The organism is Thermoanaerobaculum aquaticum, from assembly GCF_000687145.1.
In the GTDB taxonomy this organism is placed as follows: Bacteria; Acidobacteriota; Thermoanaerobaculia; order Thermoanaerobaculales; family Thermoanaerobaculaceae; genus Thermoanaerobaculum; species Thermoanaerobaculum aquaticum.
In genome coordinates this window covers 102,990-115,595 of record NZ_JMFG01000005.1, presented here as the reverse complement: position 1 = coordinate 115,595, position 12,606 = coordinate 102,990, and the positions used below count along the sequence as shown (strand labels likewise).

Annotated in this window: 7 protein-coding genes; 1 reads left to right on the top strand and 6 read right to left on the bottom strand. The window is 64.2% G+C overall.

All coding sequences use genetic code 11. The annotated features are described in order from the left end of the window. From EG19_RS02315 to EG19_RS12205, 6 genes are all read right to left on the bottom strand, one after another. On the bottom strand, positions 1-2,474 hold a 2,474-nt coding region (locus tag EG19_RS02315), incomplete at its 3' end, for an RHS repeat domain-containing protein (RefSeq protein ID WP_038046986.1). A 233-nt stretch (positions 2,475-2,707) separates the two neighbouring features. Further along, positions 2,708-3,130: a hypothetical protein gene (locus EG19_RS02310; protein WP_038046984.1), complete on the bottom strand. Its 423-nt coding sequence runs from the start codon at positions 3,128-3,130 to the stop codon at positions 2,708-2,710. 141 nt (positions 3,131-3,271) lie between these two features. After that, a complete protein-coding gene (locus EG19_RS02305) occupies positions 3,272-3,994 on the bottom strand; it encodes a nitroreductase family protein (protein WP_053334777.1) in 723 nt (240 codons plus the stop codon). After that, positions 3,991-6,084 carry a GreA/GreB family elongation factor gene (locus tag EG19_RS12210; protein ID WP_053334776.1) on the bottom strand — a complete coding sequence of 698 codons (2,094 nt, stop codon included), beginning with the start codon at positions 6,082-6,084 and terminating at the stop codon, positions 3,991-3,993. The genes EG19_RS02305 and EG19_RS12210 overlap by 4 nt, the downstream gene beginning before the upstream one ends. Before the next feature lie 14 nt (positions 6,085-6,098). Beyond that, positions 6,099-7,604: a histidine ammonia-lyase gene (gene hutH, locus EG19_RS02295; RefSeq protein WP_038046982.1), complete on the bottom strand. Its 1,506-nt coding sequence runs from the start codon at positions 7,602-7,604 to the stop codon at positions 6,099-6,101. A gap of 65 nt (positions 7,605-7,669) precedes the next feature. Then, positions 7,670-10,729: a hybrid sensor histidine kinase/response regulator gene (locus EG19_RS12205; RefSeq protein WP_053334775.1), complete on the bottom strand. Its 3,060-nt coding sequence runs from the start codon at positions 10,727-10,729 to the stop codon at positions 7,670-7,672. A gap of 213 nt (positions 10,730-10,942) precedes the next feature. On the opposite strand from EG19_RS12205, the gene EG19_RS02285 reads away from it, so the two are divergent. Next, positions 10,943-12,601 (top strand): carbon starvation CstA family protein, encoded by a 1,659-nt coding sequence (locus EG19_RS02285; protein WP_038046980.1) that lies wholly within the window; start codon positions 10,943-10,945, stop codon positions 12,599-12,601. The last annotated feature ends 5 nt before the right edge of the window (positions 12,602-12,606 follow it).

Genomic DNA, 12,606 nt, shown 5'->3' with positions numbered 1-12,606 from the left:
ACCACCCGCGTGGCGTGGCCCAAGGCATCGTACCCCAGGTACTGCACCACGCCGTTGCCACTGGGGCCTTTTTCCGGCAGCTGCTCAGCTTGCAAATACCCCCGCCCGTCGTAGGTCCACACCCGGTTTTGCGTGATCGCCCCAGCCGCGGTGGTGGCCTGCCGCAACCGCCCCGCCACGTCGTAAACGTAGCTGGTGCTCACCATGCTTCCCCCCGAACCCGAGGGCTCCGTGACCTTCACCAACCGCCCAAACCGATCGAACTCCCGGGTCACGGTGGCGGTCGTCTCCACCCCGTTCGCCTGCGTGGCCACCGTGGCTTGCACCGTGGTAAGCCGCACCCCAGCGTAACTGAAGGTGGTGACCTTTCCATCCGGCGCGACCACCCGCTCCGGACGGCCAAACGGGTCGAAGCTCGTCGTCTCGGTCCACTTCATGCCGTTCGGCCCGCTGTCCGGGGTGCCGTAAGGGTCCCACTCAGAGCTTTTCACCGTCCAGCCCAAGGCGTTGTAGTTGGTCTTGCGCTGCACCCAAGTCCCACCTGGCATGCGGCGGTACTCTCCGTAAGGCCGGCCGAAACCATCGAACTCCCAAGCCATGCGCGCCAAAGCTTGGCTCAAGTTGGTGCTGCCGTTGGGCAGCACGTACACGTCCACTTTGGCCGGGGTTGTGGCGGAAGCGTTGGTGTAAACGAAGCGCACCCAGCCGTCGTGACCAAGCTGCGGCTTGACCCAGGAAACCCGGGCCATGGCGTCGTACTCGTAGGTCGTGGCAAGTCCGGAAACATCCCTGCTGGTCTTCACGAGACCTGTGGCGAAGTCAATGTCCTGGTCGAGCAACTTGAAGGGGAACGCCACACCGGTGGCCGCGTCCACCACCACGGACTGGTTGCGCACACCGTACTGGTAGCTGTGGTCCACGCGGTACCAGGCCGTGGGCAGCGCCAGCGAGCACAGGTCCCCCGTAGGCACAGCTTGCAGGTCCCCGCCAAAGCGCTCCTCCCGCACGGTGTTGCCAGCTGTGTCACGGCTGAAGCGCACGATCACGTCTGCGCTCGCCTGGTACGGGGGGTTTTTATACGTCCGCGAGCGCAACAAAAAGCCCGTGGAAGCTTCGAAACAGCTCTGTTCGAATTGCTGGAACGATCCTTCGGTCTGCTGGCGATAGCTGAACGTCCCCAGCACCCAAGGATCGTTGGGGCTGGGAGGAACGAAGGAGCCTGGGTAAACGCCACGAGTTGGGTTGTAGTTCACGAACGTGGTGCGCACGTTGTTCCCCGGGAAGCTCCCCCCCGTTTGCACCTGGCGGTAATGGCCCAGGCCGTCGAAGTTCGAGTAGCTCACTGTAGCGATCCGCCCGCCGTCGTCGGCGTACGTGGTTTGCTCGAACTTTACCCGGCGGTTCGAGTCGTGCCATTTCCAAGGCAGGTACTGCGCATCCTGGATGGGAACCAGCGCATCGTGTTCGTAAGTCACGTAAGCGGTCCGAAGCAGCGTGGTGGCACCTCGATAGTACTCCACAGACTTGAAAGGCGGCGAGGTGGACTGACCCTGGGGACCCATGGTGTAAGGCAAGCCGTAATCCCAGCCGTAATCGGGGGATTGCAAGCAATAACGCGTCCGGAAGTAGTGCTTGGTAACGTTGCCCAGGGGGTCCGTCACCGCAGTCCAGGACTCCTGGCAGTCCGGATCGGGCTGGCCGTCGCTCAAGGTGCAGGGCACCGTGTGTTGGTAAAGCCAGCTGCCGGCCTGGGTTCCCCCAGGCATGGGGTTTGCGATGTCCTTTCGCACCACCCCCAGCAGGTCCTGCACCAAGGCCAGCTCCTCCGCGTGGTTGTAACAGCTCACGTTCCCCGGGGCGTTTTGCCATTTGCCCCAGGTCCAGGTGTACGTGCCGCCAGTGGGCAGCCGCAGCTTCTTCAGAACGCCAGGGTAATCCGGCGCCGGAAGGCTCGGGGGAGTACAGGAAGGCGGTATGAGCGCGTAGTAATCCCCGAGGTTTTCGCCATCCCCGAGGCCGAACGCCGAGCCGTCGGGAAGCGTGACCTTGGTCAAGAAAGCAACTTGAACCCACGGGGGTGGCAGTGCTTGGTTTTTCCAACATACGCTGCAGTTGTACTGGTGCTTGGTGCTGCGAGCTAAGAAACCGGTGGCGGTCCCGCCGGGTTCCTGGTACGGTGGTACGGCATAGCTGAAGGTAAACACCGCTTGCGTGCCGTTGAAACCAGCGAGCTGCAGCTGGGTAAGCTGCCGGCCCAGCACCGGGTGCACATAGTCAAAAAACGCCTTGTGCTGCCGGCCGAGGGTATCGGTGATGGTCCAGACGTTGGCAGCATAGGCGATATCGAACCCGTTCCCAAAGCTGTCGCGGACGCTAGCAAGCCGGTAGTACGGGAGCGAGCTGTCCTTGGGGACGAACGTGTGCTTTTCGCCGTTGGGAAACTCCACCACTGCTTGCTGGTAAACCCCTGCCACCGGGTTGAAAAGCTTCAGTCACAGATAGGTGTTGTCGCGGGTGTACAACACGGAAGCGTCGCCGTCGTTCTCCCCTTCGTGCAGCGTCTGGTAAAAGCGGTGCTCCGCACCGTCCGGGCTCAGGTACGTCCAGGTCGGACCTTCGTTGCCCACGGTTGCGGGCGCGAGGAGATCGCCAAAACCAAAGCGCCAACCGAGCCCCGCGTTGGACCGCCAGGTTGGCTCGGCAACCGCTACGCGGCTGTCCCCGTAGGGATACTGGCAGGAGGTGTAAATTTCAGCGGAACTCCCCTGGCGAGAGGCGCCACCTTGAGGTCGGTGGGCAGCACAGGGAGGTAGGGGTAGTCCGGGCTCGCTCCGAAGGCCGCCTCGCCGCTGGTGAGATCCACCGCTGCGGCAATGGTCATGGCAGGCAGCTCCCGGCCCGCCTCCCAAACCACAATCCCGTCCCGGTCGTCGTCGCTCAAAACCATAACGCGCCGCGCGACTTCCGGAAACCAGCCTTCCCGAGCGCGGGTTTCCACGCAAACAAGCGCGCTCCCACCAGCGGTGAGCCTTTTTATCCGCACTGCCTTCGCGTCCACGGTCACATCCAAACTGCCGCCAAAAGCCGTTGCTGCAAAGAGCAACACCGAAGCCGCAGTCTTGAGCTTCATAGCACCTCCTGTTCGGTCCGCCATCGGCGCCATGCGCTGGGCTAGATACCACGTCGGCTCAGCCTTGTCAAGGCCGCGCGTTGCCGGTGCCGCCGGATCCATGCCTTTTCGGGGAGGTAGAAGACTGCCGGGAAATGGGGGTTAGATGCTGGCGAGCTGCTGGCGGGCGAGGGTGGCGCGGAATGGGGTTTCCCGCTGCTCCATGATGCCCGAGGGGGCGAAGTAGCGCTCGAGCACCGCAAGCCAGTTGCCGCTGCGGGTGATGGGGTTCATTTGCTGGCAAGCTTGCTGCAGCTCCTCCGGCTGCGGGGTGCGGTAGCGGTTTTCGTGGACCACCAGGCTCAAGGGCAAGCGCGGGCGCAGGGGAGGATCCTCGGCGGGGAAGCCCATGCAGATGCCGAAGGCTGGCACCACCAACGGTGGCAGCCCCAAAAGCTGCGGCAACGCCTCGATGCCGTTCACCAAGGCGCCGATGGGGCAAACCCCGAGCCCCGCCGCCTCCGCCGCGTCCATGAGGCGCTGGGCTACCAGGGTGGCATCCACGGTGGCGAAGTGCAGGCCGATGGCGGGGAAACGACCCAGCGGCTTGCCCGAAAGCGAGAGCAACGCCGCAAGGCGCGCCAGGTCGGCGCACACCACGAAGAACTCTGGAGCTGCCTCCACGGGGGGCAAGCCGCCGCAGGCCCGGGAGATGGCCAGCCGGAGCTGCCGATCGCGCACGCGGATCAGCGAGTACATTTGCGCGGTGGCGTCGGTGGGGGCACGCTGGGCTTCCGCAAGCACCGCTTGCACGGTCTCTTCGGGGACCGGCGTTGCCTGGAAGGTGCGGATCGAGCGGTGGGGAGCGAGCAGCGGCGCGCTCACAACGCCTCCCGCAGCGGCACGTGGGCTTCGTCCACCGGGGCGATGCGGGCGATGCGGTAGGTTTTGCCCTCCAGCTGCACCTCATCCCCCACCACCCGACCCAAGAGCGCTTCCCCCACCCCCGAGGCGTGGGAGTAAATGCCGGCTTCGGGGTTGGCTTCGTACGGGCCGAGGATCGCCACGGTGCGCGTGCTGCCCTCCGGGGCTTGGAGCTCCACCTGGCAGCCGATGCGCACTTTCGAGGTGTCCACCTGGGCGGGCTCGATGAGCTTGATCCGCGAAAGGTCCGCCTGGAGCTTGGCAGCCCGGGCGGAGAGCAGCTCCTGGCGCGCCCGCTGGGCGTGGTACTCGAAGTTTTCCCGCAAGTCCCCCTCTTCGCGGGCGGTTTGGATGGCCTTCAAGGTGGCGGGGATTTCCCTGTGGAGCAAGTTGTCCAGCTGCTGCCGGAGCCAAGCCACGGTCTTGGGGAGAGCCGGGACCGCGGTATCCTCCGCTGCCCCCGCCGCGAGCTGCGGGAAGCGGGCGAGCACCGCGCGCTTGAGCCAAGCCCGCTCCTCCTTGAGGACTCCGGGGGCTTGAAGGATGTGGTACAGCCTCCTGGCTTGCTCTTCGGTGAGGTCTTTTTTCAGCACCTCCGCCACCCAGGAGCTTGGGGAAAGCAAAGCGCGGATGCGGGCGCGGTAGGGGGCGAACTCCTTCCGCTCCCCCGCATCCACCAAGCGCAGCACCGCGGCGGGGTTTTTCTTGGCAGCCACAAGCTTCGCCACTGGCCCCTCGGTGAGCTCCATGGCCCAGACCCACGCCGCAGCGAAGCGCGCCGGGTGGAGGAAAACCTGGCCGAAAAACTGCTCGAGCTTGGCCCGTTCCCCCAGCTCCAGGAGCTTTTCCGCCGCCAGGCGCAAAAGCCGCGGGTTGGTTTCCAGAAAAAGCCAGCCAGCAAGAGCTTCCGCATCGCCGCGATCGAGCAAGTACTGCAGCACCTCCTGGCGGTGGGAAGCCTCGGTAAGCTCCCGGGCCAGCTCCAGCGCTGGCTGCTTTTCGAGGATCGTGGCTTTCGCCCGGGCCACATCCTCCTCCGCGGCCCCCAGCTTGCGGGCGGCATCCAGGGCGGCGAACGCCTCTTTCGCCGGCTCTCGCTGCGCTGCGGCGAGCAGCGCCTGCGCCATTTCCCGGGCAAGCGGGGTGCCCTTCTTGGCCCGGCGGGCCAGCTCCAGCTTTTCCGCAAAGTCCGCAGCAGCGAACCGCTGCCCCAGCTCTTCCACGGCCTCGGAGGCCGCGAGCGCCCGGTAGCGCACGCTAGCGCCTTTGCCTTCCGCCACCACGAACTCGCTTTTCTTTGCCTTGTTCCACCAGCTGGCCCACTCGCTGTCCGCCAGCAAGCTGCCCAAAGCCTCGCGGATTTCCGCCACGGAAAGCGGCTTGCCGAAGGAGCGCAAAAGCGCCACCAGCGCGTCCGGGGGATCCGCCAGGAGCTCCTGCCGCAGCGCTGCGGGCTCCTCCAACCGCCTCCGCAAGAAGTGCCCCGGGGGCAGAGGGAACAGGTGGCGGGAGGCGGCGCCGATGGGCACCGGCACCTTTTTCTCCTTTTCAAAGTCCAAGCGCAAGACTCCCACCTTGGGGTTGGCCTCCACCACCCGCCCGGGGCCGCGCCCGGCCATGGCAAAGACCTCGCCCACGTCGTGGCGGAGCCAGGTCTCCAGCTCCTCACAGGCGTCCACCGGGTTTTTGTGCTGCCGCAGGTTGAAGTGGGCCAAAAGCGCGGAAAGGGAGGGGCGTCCGTTCCAGAGGTGGCGGATGGCTTCTTCCAGATCGGCCCGCAGCTTGGCCTGGTCCCCCACCCCTAACCGCAGGCACTCTTCGGCAAAGGCCCGCACGGCCCGCCAGGCCTTTTGCTCCCGGGCCTGCTCCCAGGCCAGTTCCAGAAGCAAGAGCGCTTCTTTCTTCTTGCCGGCCCGGCGCAAAGCCAGGTTGGCGGCAAGGAAGGGATCGGGGTCATCCACCCCCAATTCCAGCTTGGAAAGCCAGAACTCCTCGATGCTTTGCCCCTTTCCCTCGGCAATGAGGGCCTCAAACTCCGCAAGCCACGACACCCAGGACCTCCTTTTTAGGACGCGGCCAAAAGCTCTTCAGGAGAAAGCTCCCCCAAGACCGCGGCGGCTTTAAGTATATCCGCGTGGAGAAAGCGATCCCGTTGCAAAAAGGGCACCTGCTCCCGCAGCCTGGCCAGCGCTCTTTCCAAAGCCGGCGAGGACCGCAAGGGCCGGCGCAGCTCAATGCCCTGCGCCGCTTCCAAAAGCTCCACCGCTAACACAAAGCGCAGGTTTTCCACGATCATGGCGAGCTTCCGCGCGGCCCAGGTGCCCATGGACACGTGGTCCTCGCGACCGGCCGAGGTGGGGATGGAATCCACCGCCGCCGGGTGGGCCAGGGTTTTGCACTCGGAAACCAAAGCGGCCGCCGTGACGTGGGCCGTCATGAAGCCGGAGTTCAAGCCCGGTTCCGGCACCAGAAACGCCGGCAAACCGGACTGCTCGGGGGTCACCAGCCGGGCGGAACGGCGCTCGGAAATGGAAGCCAAATCGGTGAGGGCAGTGGCCGCGTAGTCGAAAGCTGCCGCCAGTGCCGCTCCGTGGAAGTTGCCGCCGGAAACCACGCGGCCGTCGGCCAAGACCATGGGGTTGTCGGTGGCGCTGTTGATTTCGATGGCCAGCTTGGCCCGCAGGTGGGCCAGGGCATCGCGGCAGGCCCCGTGCACCTGGGGGGTGCAGCGCAGGGAATAGGCGTCTTGCACCCGGGAGCAGGAGCGGTGGGACTCGCGAATTTGCGAGCCGGAAAGCAAAGCAAAGAGGTTGCGGGCGGAAGCGACCTGTCCGGGGTGCGGGCGCGCCTGGTGGATTTCCTCCAAAAAGGCCACATCGGTGCCCTCCAGGGCATCCACGCTCATGGCCGCCACCACGTCGGCAGCGGCGCACAGCCTTTCCGCCTCCAGGAGCGCCAAACACCCCACCGCCGCCATGGCCTGGGTGCCGTTGATGAGGGCCAGCCCTTCCTTGGGCGCCAGCGCCAAAGGCTCGATCCCTGCCCTGCGCAACGCCTCACTACCGGGCACAACCTCCCCCTGGTACTCGGCAAACCCTTCCCCCACCAGCACCAGCGCCAGATGGGCCAGGGGCGCCAGGTCCCCCGAGGCCCCCACCGAGCCCTGGGAAGGCACCACCGGGTGCACGCCGGCGTTTAAAAGTTCGAGCAGCCTGTCCACCACCTCCGGCCGCACCCCGGCGTAGCCGGAAGCCAGGACGTTCGCCCGCAGCAGCAGCATGGCCCGCACCACCTCCCGGGGGAAGGGAGCCCCCACCCCGCAGGCATGGGAGCGCAAAAGGTTCAGCTGAAGCTCCGCCAGGCTTTCCGGCGGGATCACCACATCGGCCATGCGGCCAAAGCCGGTGTTGACGCCGTAAATCACCTCCCCTGCTGAAAGCCTGGCTTCAATCCCCTGGCGCCGGGAGGCCATGCGTTCCCGGGCCTCCGGGGCCAAGGCCACCGGGGCCTTGCCCGTTGCGACCTGGTAAACCTGTTCGAGAGTGAGGTTCCTGCCGTCAATGACCACCATAGCACCGCCCGGCGGCGAGCATAGCATTTCCTTTGCTGCCGACTTTTAAAGCCCGGCCGCGTAGGCTATGCCTTGCCTTCCAGCACCTGCCGCACGCTGTGGGCGAGAGCCTCCGCGGTGAGGGGCTTTTCCAGCACCGGGCCCCAGGCTTTTTCCGCTTCTGTGCGCAGAGGCGCTTCCTGGGTGTACCCGGTCATCAGCAACACCTTCATTTCCGGCCGCACGGCCACCAGGTGTTGGGCCAGCTCGCTGCCGCTCATGCCCGGAAGACCCACGTCCGAAAGCAAAAGGTGAATGACCCCCTGGTACGAAGCGGCAACGGCCAACGCTTGCTCGGGGCCTTTGGCCGAAAGCACCTGATAGCCGAGCTGCTTGAGCAAGCTGCTGGCCGCTTCCAGAACCTCCGGCTGGTCCTCCACCAGCAGGATAGTTTCCCAGCCCCGGGGGATGGGCGCCGCCGCATCGCGGGCTTCCGCCTTTTCGCCCTCGACCACGGGAAAGTAAATCTCGAAGGTGCTCCCCCTGCCAGGCTCGCTTTCCACCACGATGAAGCCATTGTGTTGCTTTACGATGCCAAAAACGGTGGCCAAGCCCAGGCCCGTTCCTTTGCCTTCCCCTTTGGTGGTGAAGAAAGGCTCAAAGATGCGCTTCAGGACCTCGCTATCCATGCCACAGCCGTCGTCCTTCACAGCAAGCACCACATACCGCCCCGGTTTCGCTTCGGGCAAAAGGCGGCAATCCTCTTCGCTGAGCTGGCGGTTAGCTGTGCTCACCCAGATGTGCCCCTTCTCCCCCACCGCATCCCGGGCGTTGACCACCAGGTTGGCCACCACCTGGTCCACCTGGGAGCGATCCAGAACCACCGGCCAGAGGTCCTCGGCCGGCCGCCAGATGAGCTCCACGTTTTCACCCAAGAGCCGCTTCAAGACCTTCAAGGTGCCGCCCACCTCGTGGTTGAGGTCGAGCCTTTCGGGGTGAACCTGCTGCTTGCGGGCAAAAGCCAAAAGCTTCCTGGTGAGCTCGGCGGCGCGGGTGGAAGCCCCTAAGATGCCGTCCACCGCCGCCAAAAACCTGGGATCCTGGCCAGCCTTGAGCTTCAAGAGCTCGGCGTGAGCCATGATCACCAAAAGCATGTTGTTGAAATCGTGGGCCACACTGCCGGCAAGGCGGCCGATAGCTTCCATTTTTTGGGCGTGGAGCAGCGCTTCTTCCGTGGCCTTCTTGTCGGTGATGTCCACCGCCACCGCCATGCGCGCCGGTTGGCCCCGGTATGGGAACGTCACCACCGAAAAATCCAGCCAGCGGCGTTTCCCGTCCCGGGTGCGGATGGGGAGCTCGTAGCGGTTGGGGGCCGGCTCGCCCCGCTCCCGGGCGTAACCCCAACTGCGCACCTGCTCCCGGAAAGCCGGGTCCACGAGCTTTAGAACATCAAAATTCTCCTCGTTTCGCCTTTCAACGTCGGAGAAGCCCACTAAATTCTTAGCGAATTTGTTCGCGTACAAAAGTCGGTCTCCCTGCAGCACCAGTACCGCCGCCGGCGCTGCGTCGGCCAGCGCGCGAAACAGTTCGTTGCTTGCCTCAAGGGCTTCCTCCAGCTTCCGTTTCTCCGTGATGTCCTGGGAAGCTCCCACAATGCGGGTCACCCGGCCCGCTGCAGGGTCAAAGATGGGGACCGCGTAGTCGCGAAGCCAGCGGACCTCGCCATCGCGGGTTACAAACCGACCTTCGGTGACATCAGGTTGGCCGTGCAGAACCTTGCCGGCGTGCTCTACCCACAGGGGCAGGTCCGGCGGGTACACGGCACCCACCCAGCCGCCCCGGCGGTCCAGTTCCTCGATCGTCCAGCCAAACACCTTGGTGAAGGATTCGGTAAGCCAATCCCCCCGCATGGTGCCGTCGGCTTCCACGCGAAAGGCGTAAGCGTAATCGGAAATCATTTCGGAGATCAGCCGGTAGCGCTCCTCGCTTTCCGTCAGGGCCTTTTCCGCGGTTACCCTCTCGGTAATGTCCTCGGCGGTTCCCTCGTAGTAAAGCACCCGACCGCTTTCGTCTTTGACCGCCCGGGCGCTTTCGCGCACGTAAATGACGCTCCCATCCCGCCGCTTCCAGGCCGACTCGAGACCAACGATTTGCCCCTCGCTTTCCAGCCTTTGGCGAAAAAGGGCCCGCGGATAGCCAGGCTCAAAGCCTTCCTCTTCCAGGTTTCGCTGCGCCAATTCTTCGAAGGTTTCGAACCCCAGCATGTGCACCAGCGCCGGGTTGGCCATGAGGATGCGACCATCGGGGGTGGTGCGGTAAAGACCAATGGCCACGTTTTCGTAAAGCGAGCGGTACCGCTCCTCGCCTTCCTTCAGGGCTTCTTCCATGGCCTTGCGCTCGCTGATGTCCCGCACCACGTTTCGGTACTCCACCACGCGGCCCTGGCGGTCCCGGACAATGGTGGTTCGCTGGTCCACCCAAACTCGCGAGCCGTCCTTTCGCAGCGCCCGGAACTCGCAAGCCACTTCGCTGGCACCTTCTGCGGTTTTGGCGAGGTACAGAGCCACAAGCCAACGCCGGTCCTCCGGGGCTACCAGCTTCAGGTAGGTACGATGGAGGAGTTCGCGCGGCTGGTATCCGGTATAGCTGAAGAGGTTGGGGCTTCCGTAAACCAGGCGTCCGTTGGCATCGGTGACGTAAAAAACGTCGGTGATGCTTTCCACCAGCGTCCGGGAGCGCTCCTCGCTGGATTGCAGCTTGGCCATCGCCTGTGAAAGGCTTTGCTCCAGCTTCACCAGGCGGCGAGTTTGCTCCACCACCCGCAAGCGGGCTTGCAGCCGCAACTTGAACTCCTCGAAGTTCCGGCAGTAGCGGACCACGTCGTCGCAAGACGCGCCCATTGCTTGTGGCAGGGGTTCATCCTCGTGGAGGAGGTGCACCCGGTAAGGGAGCCGCACCGGCCCTGCATCTTCCGGATCTCGCTGCTGCGAGGGGGAACTTTCTGGGGAATCGGAAATGACAACGTCTACCGCTACGCCCGGCTCGTGGACAACCTCACAGCCCAGGGCCTCCAGAGCGGCTTTGACCTGTTGATCAACGGCTGGATCTCCCACATCCACCGCTGCGACCAGCTTTTGCGTCCCCATCAGACCTCCAGGTCGCCAAGGTTTTTCATGTCAACCGGAACGGCCTTGGGTCCAGCGAGCCGCCCGGTGTCATTGTACTGGACTTTTGAAAAAACTATGCTCAAAGCCAGGGATGGCGCCCAACGAAATGACACAAAAATAGACAAGAGTTTTCGAATCTATGGGAACATCTCGCATTGACCGAGAAATGGCCGCCGGAGCTATAATCCACTCATGAACGCGGCTCTGGTGGCGCTGGCTGGTTTGGCTTGGTTCGGGCTTCTCTACCGCTGGTATGGGAAAATCCTCGACCGCAAGCTGTTTTCACCCAACGACCAGAACCCCACACCGGCGGTGGCTTTGCGGGATGATCGGGACTACGTGCCCACCCACCCAGCGGTGCTCTTTGGGCACCACTTTTCCTCCATTGCCGGGGCGGGGCCCATCGTGGGCCCGATTCTGGCTTATTCGCTGTTCGGGTGGCTGCCGGCCCTGCTGTGGGTGCTTTTGGGAGCGGTGTTTTTGGGCGGGGTCCACGACTACGGGGCGCTTATGACCTCCTTGCGCAATAAAGGGGTTTCGGTGACGGAAATTGCCGAGAAGGCCGTTTCGCCCCTGGCCAAAGGGCTTTTTGCGGCGTTCAGTTGGGTGGCGTTGGTGCTGGTGCAAGCGGTATTTGCGGTGCTCACCGCCCGCACCTTAGCGGAAGAGCCCAAGATCGTGATCCCCACCGTAGGATTGCTGGTTCTGGCCATGGGCTTTGGCTTTTTGGTTTACCGCCTGCACATGAACGTTTGGCTGGCCACCGCCCTGGGGCTTGTAGTACTGGCCGGGCTGGTGGTGCTGGGCGACTTGGTTCCAGTGCCGGCTTCCTACGGTTTTTGGCTGGCTGCCGCCTTTGTGTACTCCTTTGTGGCAGCTACCTTGCCGGTGTGGGTGCTGCTGCAGCCCCGGGACTACCTCTCCATGTACATCCTGGTCTTTGGCATGGTTTTCGGGTATTTGGGCTTGTTTTTCCTGCGCCCCACCATCAACGGCCCGGCTTTGACCGCCGCCGTTTCCCCCCAGGGGCCGCTGTGGCCGGTGCTCTTCATTACCGTGGCCTGCGGAGCCTTTTCGGGGTTTCATTCGCTGGTGGCTTCCGGCACCACCGCCAAGCAGCTCCGCAAAGAAAGCGAGGGGCGCCTCATCGCTTACGGCGGCATGCTGGCGGAGGGAGCTCTGGCCTTGCTGGTCATTACCTTGATGGCCGGTGCTTTGTTTTGGGGGGCAGCTCCGGAAGCCGGGCTTTCCGGATTTGTGTTTCAGGATTTGCTGAAAGGCTCGGCCAACATTGCCTTTGGCAAGGGGTTTGGGCGGGCTGTGGCCACCCTGGGCGTGCCGCTTCCCTTTGGCGTGGCCTTCGGCATCCTCATGCTCAACGCCTTTATCCTAACCACGCTGGACACCTCCACCCGCATCGCCCGCTACATCGTCAGCGAAAACCTCGGCCAGCGCTTTCCGCTGGCCAGAAACCGGTTCCTGGCTGCCGGCGCGGGGCTGGTTTTGGGGGCGTGGGTGGCCACCGGCAACGCCTGGCAAAAGATCTGGCCGGCCTTTGGGGCCGCCAACCAGCTGGTGGGAGCGCTGGCCCTTCTCGTCACCACCGCGTTTTTGGTGAGCCTGGGCAAGCCCAAGGGCTACACGCTTTGGGGTGCGGCCTTCATGTGGCTCACCACCGAAGGGGCGTTGGTGTACCAGCTCGTCTTCCAGTACCTCCCCCAGCGCAACTGGGTTTTGGGCGTCACCGCCGTCGTGCTCATCGTGCTGGGGCTGCTTATGGCTTGGGAGGTGGGGCGCAAGCTTTTGCAACCGCAACAGGACCGGCAAACCAGCTGGCAACCTGTACAGTAAGGAAA